Raw genomic sequence first — 21,347 nt, 5'->3', positions numbered from 1 at the left:
CCGTGCGGAGTGCTCTATCAGTTATAGGCGATTGTGATGCGACGCACAAGCTCCGAGGGGAATATTTAGGAGCGCTGCGAATACATTTCGGCTTCCCACGCAATAACGTTGCGCCGGGCGCGGCGAGCCATGAATACATCCCAGAGGGGACCGGTCGACAACCAGCGCAATGGATCAACGATTGCCAGTGCTCCCGGAATGAAGACCTTTCGCTTGCGCTGCGACATGGCCCTCACCAAGAATTTGGCACATTCCTTGGTCGATGAGACCACGCTAAAGGGCCATGGCAATGACTGACTTTCTGCGCCCCTCGCCCCGGTCCCACTGATCATCCCGGTTTTGACCCACGCCGGATGCGCCACGCCCACCGCTACGCCCTTATGAGCTAGCTCCAGGCGCAAGGCTCCTCCAAATGCCTCCACGCCAGCCTTGGAGGCCGCATATGCATTGGCGCGCGGCACGTTCTTCAGGGCCGCCGCCGAGCTCATCAAGAGCACATACCCCTGCGATTTGATTACTTCTGTGAGGCAGGCCTTGACAGTTCGTATGACACCGCAGAGGTTGATGTCGACGATGTGCGTCAAGGCTTCGATATCTGATGCAGCCACCGTGGAGGCACTGCCGATGCCGGCGCAGGCAAAGACCACATCGATGGTGCCGAAGTGCTCGACGGTTCGCGCGACGGCATCTTGGAGCGATAGGTAGTCTCCGACATCGGCCACAAGTCCCAGATGGTTACCGGGAAGATCCTTCACGATGGCCTCTAGCGTGGACTTGTCACGGTCAATCAGTGCAATATTGGCGCCGAGCAAGGAGAGTTCCTCGACTGTTGCCAGGGCAATCCCTCCGGCTGCACCTGTGACAAATACGACCTTTCCCGCGAGCGAGTCCGTGGCGCTCCGAGGCCGTCTAGATTTTCCGATCATCCCATGTACGACCCGCCGTTGACATCGACGGTCACACCGGTGACAAAGCCGTTATTCGAGGCCGCCAGGTATTGCACGGCTTGGGCAACATCACTGGAACTGCCCAAGCGGCCCACCGGAATACGGCTCAGGTATGCAGTGTTCACTTCATCCGAGACAGTTCCCACCATCCCCACACCAATGCGTCCTGGGGCGATCGCGTTGACCGTGATGCCGTCGGGCGCCAGCTCCCTGGCGAAGTAACGAGTGACTCCCAGCAGGCCGGTCTTGGTCGCGGCATAGTGCACTCCACCTAGACGTCCGCCGTCCCTGCCGGCGAGGGATGACATATTGATGATGCGACCGAACTTGGCCTGCTTCATCAATGGTGCGAGAGCTTGAATGCCAAGGAACGGTCCGGTGAGGTTCACGTCCATGACGCGGCTCCATTCCTCGTAAGGAACCTCAACGCCGGGGATCCGCTCGCCGTCGCGCTTTGGGGAAATTCCCGCGTTATTCACCAAGATGATTTCCTTAGCTTCACTCGCGATTGTTTCTGCGGCAATTGCTGCCCACGAAGCAGGATCAGTGACGTCACCTTGGAAGGTACGCAGCTGATTGGTGTCGACTCCCAATTTGGAACGAAGTGTGGAAAGGGCTTCGGCTGCCGAGTCGACGGCAATGACCGTATCCCCAGTCGCTAAGAATGACTCGACAATTCCCTGGCCGATTCCACCTGCTGCTCCCGTGACGACGGCGCAGCGCGTGGGTGTAATGGTCATGTTCAAAATGTGCTCCTTGGAAGTTGGAAGTCGTGATTCACCACATACTCTTTCATGACGTCTTCCTAGTGGGCTTCTGCAAGAACGGGTTCAGGCAGCGAGATGCTAGCCTGTTTCAGGTATGGCTCCGGAGTGAATGTGGAATTTACTTGGCGGAATGTGTAGGCAGGCTCTGGCCAGAGCGTCGTCAGCCGGCCGTTACGGGGGTCAACATACCAACTCTTGCACCCACCTTCGAGCCACACCGTTCCTTCGGCCAACCTATCGACTTCAGCCATGAAGGCCTCTTCTGCTTCCGCGCTCACCTCCAATGTTGCCAAGTCTTGTTCTTCGCGGTAGTTCAGTGCCTGCATGATGTAATCGATCTGGCATTCGGCGATGTACACCGCTGAATTATGGCCCAGGCCGGTATTCGGCCCGTTGATAATCCATAGATTTGGGAAGCCATGCACGGCACTGGTGGCGTAGGCCTGCATGCCCGTCGACCACTGCTCGCTCAACCGCTTTCCTTCTCGACCGTGGAGGAGATAAGCGATAGGCAAATCGGTAGCTTCAAAGCCGGTACAGGCGATGATGACATCCAGTGCATGTTCCTGACCCGATGCGGTGCGGATGCCAGCGGCCGTGACTTCTGCAATGCCACTTGTTTCCAACTCGACATGGTCCAGCAGGAAGGTGGGATAGTAGTCGCTGGACTTAAGAACTCGCTTGCACCCGAAGGTGTAGTCTGGGGTCAATTTCTCGCGCAGGTCGGGATCTTGGATCTCACGATGCAAGTGGTCAATTGCCACCTGCGCCGCGGCCGAAACGAGCGATGGGGTGTTGCGTCGTTGAGCGTATCGTTCTTCATTAGCCCAGAACATTTCTTCACGCAGTTCTTGCATCGCTTCGGGCTTCTTGCGGAACAGCCCCTTTTCAGCGTTCGTGTAGGCGCGGTCCGGGCGTGGTGTGACATACGGTGCCGAGCGTTGGAATGACACAACGGCTGATGCCACCTTGGCGATTTCCGGGAGGACCTGGATAGCTGTTGCTCCGGAGCCGATGATGCCAACCCGTTTTCCAGCCAAGTTGGCTTCATCATTCCACTGTGCCGAGTGGAAGAGCTCCCCAGTGAAGTCACCGATTCCGGCAATATTAGGGAATTTCGGTTCCGAAAGGTGACCGACCGCGGTCACGAGATTTTGCGCAAAGTACTCTGCACCGCCGGCGCTTACTTTCCAACCACCCGCCGTTGCATCCCAGCGCGCATCAGTTACTTCTGCGTCGAAAACAATGTGATCCAGCAGCCCCTCAACCTTGGCCACGTCGCGCATGTAGTCCAGGATTTCATCCTGTGGTGCAAAGATATGCGACCATTCCGGATTGGGGTGGAAGGAAAATGAATAGAGGTGGGATGGCACGTCGCAAGCTGCTCCCGGATAATGGTTATCACGCCATGTACCCCCGACATCTTTCCCTCGTTCCAGAATGAGAAATGAGTGCTTGCCTTCGCGTGCTAGCTTCGTTCCCATGCCGAGACCGCCAAAACCGGCACCGATAATGATGACATCAACACTTGTAGCGCGAGATTTCGTGCTTGTGGTTGTTTCCACGTGATTCTCCAATTCGTTCATTGCGTTCTTTGGGATGGTTAGACGAAGATAGGGTCGTGCACCAGACCTGCCGGTGTTCCGTGGGGCTCCATGATGAATTCATTCACAATCTGGAAGAGCTGGGCGGGCCTTTCATGGACAATGGCGTGTCCGCTGTCGATTGTCGCGTAGCGGGCATCGGGGATGGCTCCGTAGAGCAGCTGTGTTTGTCGGGCGTGGACCATGTAGTCGTGACGTCCGGCAATGACCAACGTCGGCGCGCCAATCGAGCCAAGCACGTCGCCGGTATCCGCGTTTCGGTTCAGTTCCATCTGCTGTGCGATCCCCGCAGGGAATACTCTGCTGGAAACCAGCTGCTCCACTTCGCTCATGCTGCGTCCGGCCAAAAAGGCTGGACTGAAGGCCGTGAAGGTGACGAACTCGCGAAGCAAGTCGTGGTTTGTTTCAAATAGTTTGCCCCAAATGCTGTTGCGCAATAGCTGCTGGTTATCCGAAGTGATCCAGCCAGCTACCAGAGTCAGGCTTCGAACCAGCTTCTCGTGGTTTGCGGCAACAACCGAGGCCACGAGCGCCCCGAGGGAATAGCCGAGGAGATGCACGGGGGCTCCGGGAGACTGTTTTTGTATGACAGCGGCGACCTGCCCGGCGTAGTGCTCAAGGGTTAGTCCCTCCGCTGGCGTTTGAAGGTCTAGGGCCAGCACTCGGTAGCGAGCTGCAAGCATCGGGTATAGGGTCCGAAAATGTGTCGCTGCGCTGCCGCCTGTGCCGTGGATCAAGACGACGGTTTCCCGAGTGTCGTGCGGTGCAAGAGTGTCGTAAAAAGGGACTTCGAGCCCCTCGACCTGGAGGGTGTCTTTTTGTGCGTCTGGGTGAATCTTCAAGTCATTCGTCCTTAGTCGGTGTCGTCGAGTGCCAGTGACATACCGTTATGCGGGGCAATGACCAGAGATTTCCGGATTAGCGGATAGAATCTTGATAGTGCACTCCGTACGGATTAGACTCCCATGAAAGCACATTCGTGAGATGAAGCACAAACCCCTGAAAGGCCACTAATGAAAATAACGGGTGCAGTTCTTGAATCGTCCGGCGCCAGTCGCCCCTTCGCAGAGTCGCGTCCACTGCAGATCTGCGAGCTCGATCTGGCCGGTCCGGGACCCAGCGAAGTCCTTATTCGAATCGAGGCTGCGGGTATCTGCCACTCTGACCTCTCGGTGGTCAATGGTGATCGGCCCCGGCCGCTGCCTATGTTGTTGGGTCACGAAGCTGCAGGAATCGTCGAAGAGATTGGTTCAGATATCTCCGACCTCAAGGTCGGCGATCGAGTCGTCACGGTATTCCTGCCGCGCTGCGAGGAATGCGCAAACTGCAAGACCGATGGCAAACTGCCATGCAGCAAAGGCACCATGGCGAATGGCGCAGGCTCACTGTTGAGCGGAACCCGCGCAATCAGCCGCGATGGAGAGGAAATCCTGCATCATCTGGGTGTATCTGGCTTCGCCACCCACGCCGTGCTGGATCGAAATTCCGTAGTCTCTGTAGGCCTCGACGTTCCGCCAGCCGTAGCCGCCGTTCTCGGATGTGCGGTTCTGACCGGTGGTGGTGCAGTAATGAACGCCGGAAAGCCCCAAGATGGCCAAGACATCATCATTGTTGGACTAGGTGGAGTCGGAATGGCGGCACTGCTCACGGCGCGCGCAATCGTTTCGACATGGAACACCCCGGGGCGGATCATCGGAGTTGACGCCAATCCGGACAAACTCTTGCTCGCCCGCGAGCTGGGAGCAACGGACGCGTATGCCCCCAACGAAATCGAAGACCTGGGAATCAAGGCGCACGTGGTGATTGAGGCCGCCGGACATCCTCGCGCATTCGAAACAGCAGTGAGGCTCACCGCCGCCGGAGGCACCACCGTCACGGTGGGTTTGCCCGCACCCGGCGCACTATCATCGATCGAACCCCTTGGGCTCACAGCCGAAGCACGAACTATCGTTGGTTCGTATCTCGGATCTGCGGTTCCAAGCCGGGATATACCGCGCTACGAGCAAATGTGGCGGGAGGGCAAATTGCCTGTCGAGAAGCTTACGTCTTCAGTGATCACACTGGATAAGATTAACGAAGCTATGGATGCATTGGCCCAAGGAAAAGCCGTGCGCCAGATCATCTCGTTTGAACAGCCGTAATGTCTAATAGGAATTCGACGCCCAACGATTGGTACAAGCTCCAAGAGCAAAGGAAGTACTACCGGTGATGGAAACTATGGCTCTGGCCAATGAGTCCCCAGAAGAAGCGGGCTTGGGGCTTCGCGAACGGTCTCGTCTGGAGCGCCTTCGGAGAATCCGTGCAGCGGCCGAGGAGCTCTTCAACGAGCGGGGCTATGAACAAACCACGACGAAGGAAGTAGCCGAACGTGCCGGGGTGGGGGAAGCAACTCTATTCCGATACGTGACCACCAAACATGAACTGTTGCTATTGACCATCGGTGAAAACATGAATCAGGCGATCGACTCGATTGAAGCAGCCGATCTGCACACTGCGCCGAGTTCCCGAACCGCAGCGGATTACATAGCGCGTGTGTATGCCGTATTCGAGGAGCGCGCAAAGTTCTTTGGTGCCGACCCCGAAAACGTGACTAGTTACCTTCACTACGGGTTTCGGGCAGGCAGCCAACTCGGAGCGCAAAGCGTCGCGCAAGGCGATCGAATTATCAATCTGGTTTCGTCCATCTTGGATTCCGCTGCTGATTCGGGGTTCTTCAGTCCAGATGTGGAATCACGCGTGGTGGCCCAAAACTGCAATGGAACCTATATCCATGAAGTCTTAAGATCGCCTGTACGCCAGTTTTCAGCAGACGACTTTTGGGAACGGCTTCAAAAACGACTGAGTGTTCAAATTGAGCCGCTTTTCACGCCCTAGGTTTCCCCGTGCGGCAGCACCACGCGTTCACCGAGCCGGGGGCTGTCCGGGTTCATGAGCGAGTGCTTGCGTCCTAGGTGAGCTAGCTGGCCAGGCCGACCACCAGCCAGATGACGAACTTCAGCCACGTCTCCCGGTGCAGCTGCAGCATCGGGAACTCTCCAGGCCGGCATGCCGAATGCGGGGACCACCGGCATGAAGGGCAGCCGGAAGATGATCACGGACAGGCAGACAACCACGAAGGCGGCGAGGGTGCCGATGTTGGTCAGGTCCGCGACGGCCCTGATCGGGAAGACTCGCGCCAGCAGCGCGGAGGCGATGCCGGCGATCCAGGTGACGCGCTGGGGTGTTCCGTGGCGGTCGGTCTTGAAGAACCAACCCGGGAGCAGCCCATCGCGGCACAACCGTTGCCGATCCCGGGCCGACTGTCTTCTTGCTCACGTTTAAGATGGCGTCCCGGGGGAGTGCCCGGCCAAAATCATCCAGTTGGAGCTGGAGCCGCTGGTGTAGCTCGACGATGTCGGCTTCTGCCCCGGGCACTAGTCACCGCGAAGAGGACCGGTAGGACCTCATGATGCGGGCGCAGGGATCGAAGGCGCGCTGGAGCTTCCGCTCGCAGCCAGTGCCCATGTGTTTGTCAGATCCATGGATTGATAACGAAATTGTAACTTTTACTTGTACCTCGTAGGGTTTTACCTCTGGTTGCATTTGCGCAACCCAGTCCCGATCCGGTTCGCACAACCCTACCGGCGGATCGCGGCTCAAGAATTCCCGGTAGGGGCGGAGGACCCATTCAACCGTTCCTGGTCTTGGACCATGGATCTCGGGGTGAAGTTGAGTCCGCCTTGGCGGGCTCGGCCGAGTTGATCTCATGACTCGAATCCGACAGCTAACTTCGCAGGCGACACATGAGAGGTAATCATTTGACCCTGCAGCAAAATTCCGGGCGCCGCCGCGCGCCCAACCCCATTGATGCTTCGCCTGCCAGCGGTTCCATGGAACAGATCGTGGACACCGCGCCGAACGGCGAAAGCACTTCCCGGCGCCCCGGCCGACGCGCATCAAGCGCGGTCCCGGATTCCGCCGAGACTCCTGAAACCCAGCAGTACGGTGGCCGCCGCTTTGTGGCTGGCCCGCGCTATGCCGCCTCCCCGGATGCGGCATCCATCGCCGCCACCGAAATCCCTCCCGCGCCTGGTGCCCGGCCGGTCTCGCTGGCGATGCCCGCCGAAGCGGACAAGCTGGACCACGTTCTGAAGTCCGCACCCCGGACCCGGCGCCCTCGACTCGGGTTTGCGCACAAGCTCGCCGCAGTCGCCGCCGTGGCCGGCCTGGCATTCGCTGCCGCCCCCGCGCCGGAAACGGACGAAGTTGTCGCTGATCCCCAGCGCGTCGCCCAGACCACTGTCGCAGATGTCAGTGCCCCGGCCAACGACAAGCTCACGGTAGATCGCGCCTCGGTGACCAGCAAGTACGTCAAGCCGGCACCCGTCACCACCGCCGCCGTGAAAGATGCCACCAAGACAGACAAGCCCGGATCGACCACGACCGCTGCCGGCGGAAACGTCACCAAGATCCCCGCCGTTGGAGCCCTGGCTCAGCCGGTTGACAGCATCCGGTTGACTTCGCGCTTCGGTTTCCGCAAGAACCCGACCGGAGCCGGGTACATGAACCACAACGGCCTGGACTACGCCGTTCCCATGGGAACGCCCGTCAAGGCCAGCGCCTCCGGCACCGTCGTGCAGGCCGAATGGGCCGGCCACTCCGGATACCGGGTGCAGATCGACCACGGCAACGGGCTGGAAACCAGCTACAACCACAACTCGGTCCTGAAGGTCTCCGTGGGACAAAAGGTCACGGTCGGCGAAGTTGTCGCGCTTTCCGGCAGCACGGGCAATTCGACCGGTCCCCACCTGCACCTCGAGGTCATTGTCAACGGCAAGTGGATCAACCCGGAGAGCCGCCTCTAACTACAACTGCCATCGTTCCGTGTTTGGAACGCGGTCTTTGCATGCGCCTATTTTCCGCGGCCCGGTACGTGTGGCCCCGGGAGAGCAGTCCTGCCGGGGCCATCCACACCTGTCATGGTCAGTCCTGCCGGGCACGCAGGAAGGGACCGGCCATTGCGGCCGATCCCTTCCTTCCCATCCGAACCGTTCACGCGGCGGCGACGCCCAGCAGGACGGACCTGCCGGGCGCCCGATCAGGCGACGCAGCCCCCAAGCGCTATCTGCCCGTCGACAGCCCGGATCTGGTTCTGGACCGTGCCGAGCTGATCCTGCAGGCCGATCACGGTTTTCTTCTGTGCTGCAATGGCGTCCTTGTTTGCGCCCTTCTTCGCCTGAAGTGTGCTCAGCTCCGCCTGGGCGTTCGTCACCTGGATGTCGAGCCTGGTCAGCTGTGCCTGCAGGTCCTTCAACTGGTTCTCGGTGGCGCTGATTTCGCCGTTGAGCCCGTTCAGCTGTGCCAACAGCGGAGCCACCCTCTTCTGGAGGTCGAGAATTTCGGCCTCCTTCGTTGCGATCTGGCTGTTGAGCCCGGTGAGGGTCGCCACCAGCTTGTCCATGTCGCCATTGAGGGCCGCGATCTCGCCTTGCTTCGCAGCCACCGCGGCATTGGCGTCGGGTACTGCCTTCTCAAGGTCCGGCAACTGTCCCTGCAGGTCCTGGAGCTCGGCGGCCTTCGTGTCGACGGCGGACTGCGCCGCAGTGTGGGCAGCAGTCGCGTCGGCCAGATCGCCGTTAAGCCTGTCGACGACAAGCTTTTGGGCGGCGATGGCCTCCTGGCTGGCAGCCAGGCCCTCGGTCAGCGTCGGCAGTGCCGCTTCGAGGTCCGCCAGGACCTGATCCTGCGCCGTGAAGGCAGCCGCGGCGTCGGCCGCGGCATCCTCAAGCGTGCGCAGCTCGCCCTGCAGCGACTCGAGCTCGCCCTGCTTGGTAGCGACGGCACCGTTGGCTGCGGTGATGGCCGCCTGGAGGTCGGGGATCTGGTCCTTGAGGGCGGCGATCTCGGCTTGCTTGGTCGAGACCGCGTCATTGGCGGCGGTCAGGGAGGCCTGGAGCGGCGCCGCCTGCTGCTGCAGGGCGCTGCTCTCCTGCTGCTTGGATTGGAGTTGGGAATTGAGGGTGTTGACCGCGTTTTGGAGCGTCGTCAGGTCTCCCTGGTACCCGGCAATCGTGGCGTTCTTGCTGCTGATCTGGGCGTTTACTGCGGCCAACTCCTCCTGCTTGGCCTTCCGCAATGCCTGCAGGCGAGTCTTCTCGGGGCTGTTGCCCTTGATGTCCGAGATCTGCTTGGTGATATCCGTGATGTCGGCTTCCAGCGTTGTCTTGCTGGCGGCCAGCGCTGCGAGCTCCTCCTGCGCCGTCGAAATCTGGGCCTGCTTGGCCGTGATTTCGGCGTTCTTCGCGGTGACCTGCTGCTGCAGTGCTGCGATTTCCGCCGTCACGGTTGCGAGCTTGTTGTTGTTGGCCGTGACCGCCGCGGCAGCGTCGTCGGCAGCGGACCGCAAGGTATCGAGTTGCCCCTGCGCAGTGGCGATCGCCGCGTTCTTGGCCGCGAGTGTTTCGGCAGCGTCCAGCGCTGACGTCTGCAGCGACGTCAGTCCGTCCTTGGCTGCGGAGATCGCGGCGTTTCTGGCATCGACAGCGGCCGCGGCGTCGCCTGCACGTCGCTGAACGTCGGCCAGCGTCGATTTGGCGTCGCCGATCTTGGCCAGCTGGGCATCGACTTCCGCCTGGGCGGCGGTGCCCGCCGCATCCAGATCCTGTAGCTCGTTCTCGGCGTCGCTGACGGCCTTCTGTGCGTCGCCAACGACGGCTGCGGCAGCTTCGGCCGTGTCGGACAGTTCCGTCAGCTCGCGCTCCGCCTGGGCGATCTCGGTCTTCTTCCCCGCAAGTGCTTCTGCAGCCGCGGTTGCGGCGGCCTCGAGTGCTGCTCGTTCGACCTCCGCGGCGCTGATCTCGGCTTTCTTCGCAACGATTTGGGCCTTGATATCCTCGGCGCTCCGCTCCAACTCCGCGGCGGCCGCCTTGGCTTGCACTTCCGCTTCCTGCAGCGGTGCCAGCTGGCTTTCGGTGGCCAGTTTTTGCGCCTGCAACTCCTCGAGTGCGCCTTGCGCGGCGAGAACGGCGTCGTTGGTTGTGGCCTGCTCGGACTGAAGTGCGGTGAGGTTCTCACCGGCAGTCTTCAGCTGGGCATCGAGTTCCAGCCCCGCGGCGTCCAGCGCCGAAATGGCTGAATCAGCGTCGGCGATCTGGGCCGTCAGGCTGTCGGCGTTGGCCTGCAGCGCCGTCCGCTCGCCCTGGAGCCGGGCGATAATGTCGGCGTTCTTCTTGGCGGAAGCCTTGAGCAAGTTCTCTTGCACGGTACCGCGGTGAGCCAACTGGTTCACCACCCCTGAACAGATGCCTGCGGCCGCGCCGCTGGAACCTGGGGCCGCTGTTGCCTGCGGAGCGAACAGCAGCATGCTGGTAAGGATGCCGGGCACGACGATTGCGGCGGCCAGACGGCGCGTGAAGGCAGAGTGATTCGACGGATTAAGCATTGGTCCCCCCAAGGACAATGAAAATGCGGCCACGATGGCCGAATCGATAGTGCACACTCTAGGTGGCAGAATCCGTGGTGTCGACCCTTAGGCCCGGAAGAAGGCCATCGGGCGGGTCGGTCCCACCCGATTCCTGGTTTCTGCCACCCGTTTTCCCCCGTTCCGGGCGTACTCGGTTTGGGTGGAGGGACTACAAATGCCGGACATGGAGTTTTTACATCCCCCAGGTACCGGACCAGCGACGGCCTGTCGCCTGGGTGTGGAATCCGCCGTCGCATTCGTGGTCCACACTTAGCAGGTGCGTACCTTTGGTGTTGAAGAAGAATTCCTGATCGTGGACCCCGTCAACGGGGTCCCCCTGCCCCTGTCCGCGGAGGTGATGGACCTCCACGGCGCAAGCGTGCGGGTGGCGGGCCCTTCTGCCCGGCAGATGCTGTCCGCAGAGCTGCATCAGGAGCAACTCGAGGTCATCACGCACCCGCACAGCAGCCTGGACTCTCTCGCCACGGAGATATTGGAGGGTCGCGCCTACGCCGACTCGCTCGCCCGAAAAGCCGGTGCGCGGATCGTCGCCCTGGCCACCTCTCCGCTGGCGGTCTCACCCCATCCCACCCGAAACGAACGCTATGACGCCCTGGTGGAAAAGTATGCCCTGACGGCGCGCGAGCAGCTGACCTGTGGACTCCATGTCCACGTGTCGGTCGGCTCGGATGAGGAGGGCGTAGCCGTTCTGGATCGCATCAGGTCCTGGCTGCCCTCGCTCATGGCGTTGAGCTCGAATTCCCCGTTCTGGAACGGCCAGGACAGCGGCTACGCCAGTTTCCGCACCCAGGCCTGGAACCGGTGGTCCTCCGCCGGTCCGATGGAGGTCTTAGGGTCGGCGCGGGCCTACCACGCGCTGGTGGCGGACATAGCAGCCACCACAGTGGTCATCAACCCGGATTTTGACGCCCGGCTCTCCGCCCGGCACCCCACCGTCGAGATCCGGGTGTCAGATGTTTGCCTTGATCCCCGGGATACCGTCCTGATCGCAGCCCTGGTACGGGCCCTGGTGGAGACCGCCGCCCGGGAATGGGCGGCCGGAGTGGAACCCGACAGGGTTCCAGCCATGGTCCTGCGCCAAGGGGTCTGGATGGCCAGCCGGTGGGGTATCCGCGCCGAACTGCTCCACCCCGCAACCCACAGGCCTGACACCGCGAGGCATGTAATTTCGGCACTCCTTGACCATGTCCGGGATGCGCTGAACGACTCAGGTGACGCGGCCTACGTCGAGAAAGCCCGGCACCGGATCCTCAGCAACGGAACAGGCGCCACCAAACAGCGGCAGTCCTACGATCGAAACGGGCGACTGGCAGACGTCGTCACCGACGCCATCGGCATTACGCACCAGGAACCCGACGATCGGCACACATCGGCGAACGGCTCACCGAGTTGGACATGGAGGCCGTTGGCCGAGGCCGTGGCCTAGCCGCCAAACGAAGATGGCGGTCGTGCAAGACGATGGCGAGGCCCGGTGCCACGGATTGGCGACCTCCTGCCGATCCCGGATCAGCTGCGAGGTGAACGTCCGCCGTTCCGGGAACGCATTAGGGCTTGCCATACCGGCGAGAAATACTCATCGCTGACACCTGCCGACGTCAGAGCTCTGCGCCAGTAACCTCCGCGGCATTCCGTGGATGGCCGGGATAAGATCGCTTCGGTCTGGAGCAAACATTGACTCCAACGGCAAGGGATGGGGGAACTTGATGGAACTACTGGGCAGCCTGAGCCTCGAACAATTACACAGCTATTCGTGGGGCATCGCCGCCGGAGTTTTGCTTGTGCTAGGCGTTTTTCGCTGGCGTAGCCTTCACTGGACCGTTGTTGGTTCCGTCATGCTTTTTGCGGCACTCAATGCTGGTGCCGGGATCTACGTCCTGAGCACTGTTGGTGATTCGCGTTGGTCTGCCGGGGAAGAATCATCGCTGAGCGCTCCGTCGTTTGCTGAGACTCCGGTTGTGGGGGAGTATCTGGTCCCGCTGGATTCCGCCCTGCATGCAGTGGTTGGCGGGGTGAACGAGTTCATGGCGTTCAAGCAGGCGCTTCCCATAGCACTTGAATTCCTGGCCACGTCCGGCATCGCCCTACTGGTGTCGTTTCCGTTGGCAATTATCGCCGCCATTGTCAGTTTCATCGTAGCTAGGCATCGTAAGGCGAGCTTTGAAAAGTTCCGTGCCACCGTTGATCAGCTCAAAGTTGAACTCGAACAGGTCAAGTTTCAGATCGCCGCCGGCAATTTCGCTGTTCCTGCATACCAAGCAGTGGACGACGCCACCGACGTGCTGCCCAGACTGACGCGCGGAGAGTGATTCAGGTGGGTGCTGGAGGTGGTGTCAGTCGCCACGCATACCCTCTACCGAGCGATGCCAAGCGATCACAGAACGCTGCTGAAATCCTGTGGTTGCCCATGGATATGGACTAGGTTTCACCATGCGGCAGCATCACGCGTTCGTCGTGCCGCGGGCCGTCCGAATTCACGGGCGAGTGCTTGCGGCCGTAGAAGAAGTAGATGGTCAGGCCGACCAACAGCCAGATGACGAACCTCAGCCACGCCTCCCAGTTCGGCTGCAACATCAGGAACCCGGAGGCCAGCACGCCGAATGCCGGGACCAGGGCATGAAGGGGAGCCGGAAGGTCCGGTGGGCGTCGGGCTTCTTGTAGCGGAAGATGATGACGGCGAGGCAGACCACCACGATGGCGGCCGGGATGCCGATGTTGGTCAGGTCCGCGATCGCCTTGATGGGGAAGACTCCGGCCAGGAACGCGGAGGCAACGCCGGCGATCCAGGTGACGCGCTGTGGTATTCCGTGGCGGTCGGTCTTGGAGAACCAGCCTGGAAGGAGCCCGTCTCTGCTCATGGAGAACCAGGCGCGGGTGATGCCGAGCAGGAAGGTCAGCATCACGATGAGGATGGACAATACGGCAAACACGGAAATTGGCAAATAAGCCTATGGAGTACGCCTATGCCACGTAGTGTGTAATCTCGTCGTGGACACCGGATCTTGCCACGCATAAATGCGCCGCCACCACAACGTTTGACCAAACCGGCCCCAAAAGCGGTTGAACTTCAACGTACCGAAAACTTCGTTAACGAGTCCAAGGCCCAAGCGGCTCCGCAAGGAAAGACCCAACGGGAAATCATAATTTCATTTATGCGGCGACGCGTGAGAAAGTCACGAATCAACAGCCAAAGGGGGTGGCGAGGTTATGTTGAGTTTGTACAGAAAAAGATCGTTTTGACAATCTTTTTCATCACACGGATGCGCTGGAGCGCCCGCTGTTTAGCGCCATAATTGCCTATTTGTCGTATCCCCATGTCAAAATAAGTTTGTTCTCTACTTAAACAACAAAGGAAGAAATAAACATGCCCTCGCCGCTCCTGATCACGCTACTCATTGCACTCCCATTCGTCATCGGATCAAGTACGAATAGCGTCGGCCTCGGAATACTCGTGTTTATCTTGATCCTCATCGCTAACCCCATCGTCCGCATGATTCGCAAGAACCGGTACTTTGGGTCCGAGCACTTCCAAGTACTGAGGGCTGAGACCGGTGCAGTCGTTGCCGAGCATAACGAGGTCGTTAATTACGTCCAAGAGATCCGCAGCCAAGGCTCGTTCGAGCTCGGAGCATCATCCACAGGCCAGCACGCGCACCTCGCCACGTTTGAAAACACTTCTACTTGGAACAACAACAGAAATCGCAATGTCGCGGAGTACGCCCCACACGTACACAATGCTTCCTTGCAGGTCGTGCGCAATGCGAGCACTGATCCGATCAAGTACCTGATGAAGTACTTCTCCATAAAGGCCGATCAGGGGACCCTCGCAGACGTCCAGCGAGTTTCCGATGACATCTCGCGGCTGGAAGATGCAGTTGACAACGTTAAGGGGCGCGAGGCGGATATCACCGCGAAAATCGACCCGCCTGCGTTTATCCTCAAGCACTACAGCGATGAGTTCTGGAATCAGATTGGCGTTGACTTGTCGCCCATCACGGTCCCGTACCCGCAGTACAAGTTCCAATACACATCCGCCGGCGGCAACAGTGGACAGACGGTGGGCATCGAACTCAACACGTCGACGCTTGACACACTGTCTTCGATACTCGTCGAGAAAATCCGCTGGACGAAGTCCGCAGCCGGACAACGGGCGCTGATGACAGCGAAGCTGCGTGGCCAAATCAAGGAGCGTGACGGGTATGCGTGCTTGCAGTGCGGTGTTTCGGTTGCTTCTGAGCCCCATCTATTACTCGAAGTTGATCACATCATGCCGGTATCCAAAGGCGGTCTCAGCACTTTCGAGAATCTCCAGACGCTCTGCTGGCGGTGCAACCGTTCAAAAGGCGCAAAAATCATCGCTTAGGTGCCAAACGCTCGCTCCCAAAAAATGTTGGTTTGCCAGTAGGACCCACGGGCTCCCCGACGGCTACGACCCCGTGGAAAGCTATTCCCCACTCAGAACAAGGAAGCTGCTGACCGAAGCCGTGGCGTAACCGCCAAACGAAAATGGCGGTCGTGCAAGTCCATGGCGAGGCCCAGTGCCACGGATGCCTGCACGGCATCTCCGAGCCAAGGGCGGCAAAGTATTTTGGGTGTCCGCGGTATTTGTACGGGGGGAGTACCGAAAAGGCGATGCCCGGCTCCAGCATTCACTGCCCCGAACAATGAAGGGTAGAGCAGGCGAGAGCGGAAAATGACGGTATTCAATTGTCGGATTCTTGGTCGCCAGATGCCGCGGCGGGGGATTGGACACCTGGGCAGCAACGCGGCCTACGTGTCCGCGTGCGGCAGCACGACGCGTTCGCCGTGGCGGGGGCTATTGGGGTTCATCAGCGAGTGCTTGCGACCGTAGGTGAAGTAGATGGCCAGGCCGACCACCAGCCAGATGACGAATCTCAGCCAGGTCTCCCAGTGCAGCTGGAGCATCAGGAACCCGGAGGCCAGCATGCCGAATGCGGGGACCACCGGCATGAAGGGCAGCCGGAAGGTCCGTGGTGTGTCGGGCCTCTTGTAGCGGAAGATGATCACTGACAGGCAGACCACCACGAAGGCGGCCAGGATGCCGATGTTGGTCAGGTCCGCGACGGCCTTGATCGGGAAGACTCCCGCCAGCAGCGCGGAGGCGATGCCGGCGATCCAGGTGACGCGCTGGGGTGTCCCGTGGCGGTCGGTCTTGGAGAACCAGCCGGGGAGCAGCCCGTCGCGGCTCATGGAGAACCAGACGCGGGTCACTCCCAGCAGGAAGGTCAGCATCACGGTGAGGATGGACAGGACCGCGAACACGGAGATGATCGTGGCGATGACCGGGAGTCCCACGCCGTTGAACGCGGAGGCGAACCCGGCGGTCGGGTCGATGTCCCGGTAGTTCTGCATGCCGGTGAGCACCAGTGTGGCCGCCACGTAGAGCAGCATGGCAATGACCAAGGAAAAGATGATGGCTTTGGGCATGTGCTTCTTGCCGTCGGTGGACTCCTCGGCCGCGGTGCTCATGGCGTCGTAGCCGAAGACCGCGAAGAACACCGTTGCGGCTCCGGCCATCACGGGGCCGAACCCGGAAGGCATGAACGGGTTGTAGTTCCCGGTGTCGATGTAGAAGATGCCCAGGCCGATGATGAACAGGATCAACACGACCTTGAACGCGACGGCCACCAGCTCGAAGCGGCCGAAGGCCTTGGTGCCGCGGGAGAGGATCCAGCTCACCAGGACGCAGACGGCGATGGCGGGGATGTTGATGATGCCACCGATACCGATCGCGGTCAATTGCCACAGTCCGAGGGACTTGTGCAGGCCGCTGTGCTTGTTCTCTTCCTCGATTTCATCGATGGGCTTTCGCCGCATGATGGACTGCGATTTGTCGTTGGCGCTAGTGAGGGACTCCTGCGTTGATGTGTCCTGCAATTCAGGCCTCGAGCAGTTCTTTGAGCAGGGCGTGTTGTTTCTTCTTGAGGTGTTCGGCCCCTTGCAGCAGGAGCCGTCGGGAGCGGTAGAGGGGGACGTCTATCTATCCCGTTTGCCGGTTGCCTCCTTCTGGTTCCGGCGCCGGATGTCGTCGACTATGGAGGACCGAGCTTGACGACGTGGAACGCGTCCAGGAAAGTGACGGCGTCGGGCAGCTGTTCGTCGATGGCGTTGGCATAGCCGCGGAACGGGGCGAGGGTCGCGACCTTGATCCCGGGTCTGAAACCTTCGGGTTGAGCCTTGAGCCAGTTGCGCGTAGGCCTTGCCGCTGCGTCTGGGATCTAGGCCCGGGATCGCGCGCGGAGCCTGCCCGGTGCGTCAGAAGGTGTGGTCGATGAACTCGGTCAGGACACGGCCACTGGGGAAGCCGGTGCCCTTCCAGGTGCGCTCATCGACGCCCCGCGTCCTGACGCCCTCTAGGCATTTGGGGTCGGCCAGGTCCAACTGGGCCAGGGCCTTGATGCTCTCCCAGATCGTGTGACGGTCCATGCCGAGTTGCCGGGCGATCGCCGGGACCGCGATATCTTGCTCCTTCAGCTGGTCGTGCGCCCAGTGGCAGGCCCGCACAATGAGTTTTTCCCGCGGCCCGATGGGGTGGTGTTCCTCGGCGAATGTCACCGTGCGGCACCGTTCTTAGTGGCAGCCGAACCTCCGTTTCCTCCAGTGCAGGACCACCGGTGAACCGTGGGCTGGAATGTCGTGGATCGGCACGCTGCGCCGGGCGTGGGGCCTGGCCTGGGCGCCGCACCCGCGGCACCATGCGGTGCGTTTCGACGTTTTATATGTGAGCGATCAGCATTGGGTCGTTTCAGCCATGAATGTGAGCCAAATTGGCAGCGAATTTCAGGCCACTTGAGTGAGGCAGTCACAGGGCCACGAACTGCAGCCCGGATTTGCCCATCTGCGGTCCTGGCCGGCAACAAGAGCGTGCGTAGTTCCACCCGGCTCGTCCGTGCCGCACCGATGGCCGCCGGCACCCCCGGTGGCCCCTGGAAGCCCGGGGTTGGCGGCTTCTTCGCCATTTCCCCCCCTTTGGGCCGAGCCCGCCCCGGCTGGCCGGATTCACCCCCGTTCAGGCAGTCGCGGGCATGCTGCGGCAGGCAGCCATCATGGCCAGTGACTACGATGGCCAGGTGGCGTCAGCAACGAAGCCGGCTTCCCTGGCGTCGGCGACCTAAACCGGAAGCGCCGTCACGTCCCGGAGCTCGCGAACGACCACGAAAACAAAAGATGTCCGCCATCGCCGAGCTGGTCTTAAAAATACAAGTCAGACTGATATTAATGATCATATTTGGAGCAACTCAAGCCGCCCTTGTCGACAGCTTGGAGCACGCCCGGGCGGCCAACGCCAAGAGGCAATTTCAGTGAGCATGCCGAGGAATGCAGCGCGGGCACCTGCGATTGCCGCAATGGCCAGAAACCATGCCTAAATGGCCTACTTCTTCGCGCCGAAATAGCCTACTTTTGGATGACGAAACACAGGACTCCTATGGGCCGTTCTGCGCTGACATCGGCAGACCGGTGCCTGCATCCCCAAATGGTCCACTCAGGACAGTGTCATGCGTTGTTTCACCCGCCAGGGGAGCACCCTGCAGCAGGGGGACCCCGTGAAGAGCATGATTGGTAATGTTCTTCACGGGGTCCTCATCTAAGTATTCACGTGTCCATACAAGTTTGTCCTGAGCTTCGAATCCGCCGCAGTCCTGTACGTCGTGCTTATCGGAAACATAGCCATCGAGGAATTCTAATTAGGCGGTACTCCTTGCTGTCTTGAGGATCGTTCTTATGGCCGGCTCCTACCCCTTTTCGGCATACTCGTCTCGGTACCCCAGCGAATCCGCAGAGAGGGATTCGCTGACCTCCGTAGGATCCGGGTTTCTCGTGAGCAGACTGACTATCACGAAGACCACAACGCTGACGGTGAGGCTGTAGTAAATGGGCTCGTTGGCGAGCAGACCGTCTCGAATCATGAACGCTATGACGGTTAAGCTGCCCAAGACCATCCCCGCAAGAGCTCCCCATTTTGTCGCTTGTTTCCAGAGCATAGCTCCAACAATCGGGACGAAGAGCCCGCCGACTAGAAGGTTATATGCAATGGTTAGCGCAGCGAGCACGTCGCCAACGACGACTGCTAGTCCGATGACTACGATGCCGGTTACGAATGTAACGAGCCGTCCGTGGGCCATTCCGTCTTTGGCCGTGTGGCCATAACGGGTGCTGAGGATGTCGCGTGTGGAGATTGTCGAGACCGCCAGGATGCACGCACTTGCCGTCGACATGAGCGCCGATAGGATGGCGGCGATGGCAAGGCCGGCCAAGCCTACTGGCATGATTTCACTGATGAGAGCGGGAAGGGTGTTGTCAGTGTTAGTTAGATTGGGCAGAATCACCTTTGCCGCTGCGCCCATCAGTGCTATGGCGCATCCGAAGACTATGCAGATTATTCCTGCGGCGGCGCCAGCCCACACTGTTACACGAGGACTTCTTGCAGTGAACGCTCGTTGCCAAACGTCTTGTCCAATCAGGATCCCGAAGAAATATATAAACAAGAACGTAACGATGGTGCCACCGCCGATGGCCATTGGGTCGAAATATGATGCCGGTAGACGTTCGACGAGTCCGGCCACACCATCGACTTTAGCCAGGGTGAGCGGCAGCATGACAAGCAAGAAGCCGACAATCATGACACCGAATTGTAAAATGTCGGTGAGAGTAAGGGCCCACATTCCACCGACAGTTGCATAGATAACCATGATTCCACCGCCAATAAGGATTCCCCAGAATTTCGGAACTCCCAAGACCACATCGAAAACAGAGCCGATTCCGATCGTGGCTGTAACGGCGATCATCAAGTCGTACACAATCATGATGCAAGCACTGATATAACGAGACGCGACACCATACCTGTTCGCAAGCATTTCGCTGACCGTGAAGACTCGTAGGTTCGCAAGTTTCCTCCCGAACACCAGACTGAGAACAAGGACTCCGAAACCGAACATGAACACAAGCCAGAATCCTGATATGCCGTATTCATAACCGAGGCGGGCGCTTCCCATGGTAGCGCCCCCGCCAAGTACGACAGCGGCGAGAGTTCCAGAGTAGAGAACAGGTCCCAGCCGGCGTCCCGCGACTGCGAAGTCCTCCGTGTTACGAGTCCGTCGCATAGCTAGAAAACCGACACCGAGAATCACCAAGAAGTAAAGGACTATCGTTGCGTAGTTGATGATCATGAGTCATTCCCGGGAGTCTTGTTAGTTTGATTACCGAATGAATGGCTCGCCATAACTGAAATGAGTTCGTAAGCGATTGATGCTGCCGCAAAGCCCGTGATTTCCGCGTGATCATATGCGGGGGCGACCTCGACGATGTCTGCCGAAACGAGATTAGCTCCGGCGAATGCTCGAATCATCTCAAGGAGTTCCCGGCTGGTTAATCCACCTGGTTCGGGAGTGCCGGTCCCTGGGGCATGTGCCGGATCGAGAACATCAATATCGATCGAAACATAGAGAGGGCGTGTTCCGACGAGTGCCAAGATTTCTTCAATGATGCTGTCGAGCGGTCGACGTAGGAACTCGCGTACGTGAATCGGAGTAAACCCGAGATTGCGGTCGGCGGTGAGGTCATCTGCACTGTAGATTGGTCCTCTAGTTCCGACATGCACGCTTGCCTGACGATCGATAAGACCTTCCTCTGAGGCTCTGCGGAAGGGTGAACCGTGGGTGTAGCTTTCGCCAAAGTATGTATCCCAGGTATCGAGGTGAGCGTCGAAATGTACGACCGCAACAGGGCCGTGTTTTTTGGCGATGGCTCGTAGTACTGGGAGCGCCACTGTGTGGTCACCGCCCAGTACTACTAATCTCGTTCCGGCGTCTAGATAAGAGTCTACAGCGGCCTGGATTTGGACCAGGGCCTCGTCGATTGCGAAGGGATTGCATGCCACATCGCCGCAGTCTGCAACTTGTATTTCTCGAAAAGGATCAAGCTCAATGACGGGGTTGTAGGATCGGAGCAACCGTGAAGCTTGTCGGATGTGGCTTGGCCCGAATCGGGCCCCGGGGCGGTAGGTGACACCCGCATCGAATGGCACACCTAGAATGCCGACGTCCACTTTGGCGACGTCTTCAAAACGAGGCAGGCGAGCGAAAGTTGCAAATCCCGCGTACCGGGGGAGTTCCTGCCCTGAAGTGGGACCGATCGGGTCGAAATGGTGTAAAGACATTTGTAGACTCCTATCTATATCGGACAGGAGTCTTATTCCTACAGTCCTATGGTGATATTGAATTGTCTAGACCGAGAATTAGAACCCTCGGGTGTGATGACAATCACTATTCACCAAAATTTAGGCTTTGCATAGGTCCAGTTAGATAGTTTTTCTTAAGTACCAGATTCACTACTCACGCTGGGTCGGACGAGGGCTGGAAGGCATCGCTGTTCTAGATAGCACGTGGTTCTTGCGGTTTTCCCCAAAATGCAGATTGAAGCATCCTGAAATCGTACCGTCGCATTTTATGGCGGCTTTGTCCTAAGCTTGCTATTTGACCTTTGAAGGCTGCTTTCCCACCGGATGCACGATGGCCGATCGTCGATTCTTGTGGCCCGGCGGCCGCCCGGG

16 protein-coding genes, 3 pseudogenes and 1 riboswitch are annotated in these 21,347 nt (G+C 59.6%); of the genes and pseudogenes, 6 read left to right on the top strand and 13 right to left on the bottom strand.

Annotated elements, in window-relative coordinates:
• Positions 1-65 precede the first annotated feature (65 nt).
• The 4 genes from JOF46_RS17830 to JOF46_RS17815 all read right to left on the bottom strand — a co-directional run bounded on the left by JOF46_RS17830 (position 66) and on the right by JOF46_RS17815 (position 4,160).
• Positions 66-926: an SDR family NAD(P)-dependent oxidoreductase gene (locus JOF46_RS17830; protein WP_209909595.1), complete on the bottom strand. Its 861-nt coding sequence runs from the start codon at positions 924-926 to the stop codon at positions 66-68.
• Entirely contained in the window at positions 923-1,687 is a 765-nt protein-coding gene (locus tag JOF46_RS17825) for an SDR family NAD(P)-dependent oxidoreductase (RefSeq protein ID WP_209909592.1), read from the bottom strand. Before JOF46_RS17825 ends, JOF46_RS17830 begins: the two co-directional genes overlap by 4 nt.
• 65 nt (positions 1,688-1,752) lie before the next feature.
• A complete protein-coding gene (locus JOF46_RS17820) occupies positions 1,753-3,300 on the bottom strand; it encodes a flavin-containing monooxygenase (RefSeq protein WP_209909589.1) in 1,548 nt (515 codons plus the stop codon).
• 17 nt (positions 3,301-3,317) lie between these two features.
• On the bottom strand, positions 3,318-4,160 hold the full coding sequence (locus tag JOF46_RS17815; protein WP_209909587.1) for an alpha/beta fold hydrolase: 843 nt from the start codon (positions 4,158-4,160) through the stop codon (positions 3,318-3,320).
• A gap of 171 nt (positions 4,161-4,331) precedes the next feature.
• On the opposite strand from JOF46_RS17815, the gene JOF46_RS17810 reads away from it, so the two are divergent.
• Positions 4,332-5,459: an alcohol dehydrogenase catalytic domain-containing protein gene (locus JOF46_RS17810; protein WP_209909584.1), complete on the top strand. Its 1,128-nt coding sequence runs from the start codon at positions 4,332-4,334 to the stop codon at positions 5,457-5,459.
• A 67-nt stretch (positions 5,460-5,526) separates the two neighbouring features.
• Positions 5,527-6,192, top strand: a complete 666-nt coding sequence (locus tag JOF46_RS17805; RefSeq protein WP_245348658.1) for a TetR/AcrR family transcriptional regulator — start codon at positions 5,527-5,529, stop codon at positions 6,190-6,192.
• Here the strand turns inward: JOF46_RS17805 and JOF46_RS17800 are convergent.
• Positions 6,189-6,602: pseudogene (locus JOF46_RS17800) on the bottom strand (amino acid permease); the annotation flags it as partial. The gene JOF46_RS17805 and the pseudogene JOF46_RS17800 sit on opposite strands and share 4 nt — an antisense overlap.
• A 338-nt stretch (positions 6,603-6,940) precedes the next feature.
• Positions 6,941-7,112: riboswitch (cyclic di-AMP (ydaO/yuaA leader) on the top strand.
• 87 nt (positions 7,113-7,199) lie between these two features.
• On the opposite strand from JOF46_RS17800, the gene JOF46_RS17795 reads away from it, so the two are divergent.
• A complete protein-coding gene (locus JOF46_RS17795) occupies positions 7,200-8,162 on the top strand; it encodes a M23 family metallopeptidase (protein WP_342592496.1) in 963 nt (320 codons plus the stop codon).
• Between the two features lie 233 nt (positions 8,163-8,395).
• Here the strand turns inward: JOF46_RS17795 and JOF46_RS17790 are convergent, their stop codons facing one another.
• Positions 8,396-10,738: a coiled-coil domain-containing protein gene (locus JOF46_RS17790; RefSeq protein WP_209909574.1), complete on the bottom strand. Its 2,343-nt coding sequence runs from the start codon at positions 10,736-10,738 to the stop codon at positions 8,396-8,398.
• 298 nt (positions 10,739-11,036) lie between these two features.
• On the opposite strand from JOF46_RS17790, the gene JOF46_RS17785 reads away from it, so the two are divergent.
• On the top strand, positions 11,037-12,206 hold the full coding sequence (locus JOF46_RS17785; RefSeq protein ID WP_209909571.1) for a carboxylate-amine ligase: 1,170 nt from the start codon (positions 11,037-11,039) through the stop codon (positions 12,204-12,206).
• Between the two features lie 274 nt (positions 12,207-12,480).
• On the top strand, positions 12,481-13,086 hold the full coding sequence (locus tag JOF46_RS17780; protein WP_209909568.1) for a hypothetical protein: 606 nt from the start codon (positions 12,481-12,483) through the stop codon (positions 13,084-13,086).
• A gap of 109 nt (positions 13,087-13,195) precedes the next feature.
• Here the strand turns inward: JOF46_RS17780 and JOF46_RS17775 are convergent.
• Positions 13,196-13,713, bottom strand: a pseudogene (locus JOF46_RS17775) (APC family permease); the annotation flags it as partial.
• 428 nt (positions 13,714-14,141) lie between these two features.
• Here JOF46_RS17775 and JOF46_RS17770 point away from each other — a divergent pair.
• Positions 14,142-15,140, top strand: coding sequence for an HNH endonuclease (locus JOF46_RS17770; RefSeq protein ID WP_209909565.1), 999 nt, complete (start codon positions 14,142-14,144; stop codon positions 15,138-15,140).
• A gap of 407 nt (positions 15,141-15,547) precedes the next feature.
• On the opposite strand, the gene JOF46_RS17765 is transcribed toward JOF46_RS17770, so the two are convergent.
• The 6 genes and pseudogenes from JOF46_RS17765 to speB form a co-directional block, all read right to left on the bottom strand.
• Positions 15,548-16,615 (bottom strand): APC family permease, encoded by a 1,068-nt coding sequence (locus tag JOF46_RS17765; RefSeq protein WP_209909562.1) that lies wholly within the window; start codon positions 16,613-16,615, stop codon positions 15,548-15,550.
• 215 nt (positions 16,616-16,830) lie between these two features.
• Positions 16,831-17,016 carry a transposase gene (locus tag JOF46_RS22920; RefSeq protein WP_209912010.1) on the bottom strand — a complete coding sequence of 62 codons (186 nt, stop codon included), beginning with the start codon at positions 17,014-17,016 and terminating at the stop codon, positions 16,831-16,833.
• Positions 17,017-17,053: 37 nt separating this feature from the next.
• On the bottom strand, positions 17,054-17,353 hold the full coding sequence (locus tag JOF46_RS17755) for a hypothetical protein (RefSeq protein WP_209909559.1): 300 nt from the start codon (positions 17,351-17,353) through the stop codon (positions 17,054-17,056).
• A 15-nt stretch (positions 17,354-17,368) separates the two neighbouring features.
• A pseudogene (locus JOF46_RS22915) lies at positions 17,369-17,488 on the bottom strand (transposase family protein); the annotation flags it as partial.
• Positions 17,489-18,531: 1,043 nt separating this feature from the next.
• Positions 18,532-19,965, bottom strand: coding sequence for a sodium:solute symporter family protein (locus tag JOF46_RS17745; protein ID WP_209909556.1), 1,434 nt, complete (start codon positions 19,963-19,965; stop codon positions 18,532-18,534).
• On the bottom strand, positions 19,962-20,954 hold the full coding sequence (gene speB / locus JOF46_RS17740) for an agmatinase (protein WP_209909552.1): 993 nt from the start codon (positions 20,952-20,954) through the stop codon (positions 19,962-19,964). Before speB ends, JOF46_RS17745 begins: the two co-directional genes overlap by 4 nt.
• Positions 20,955-21,347: the final 393 nt, after the last annotated feature.

This window comes from Paeniglutamicibacter psychrophenolicus (assembly GCF_017876575.1).
GTDB lineage: Bacteria > Actinomycetota > Actinomycetes > Actinomycetales > Micrococcaceae > Paeniglutamicibacter > Paeniglutamicibacter psychrophenolicus.
Note: the sequence above shows the minus strand (reverse complement) of the source record. Positions and strands in the feature narration are given on the sequence as shown.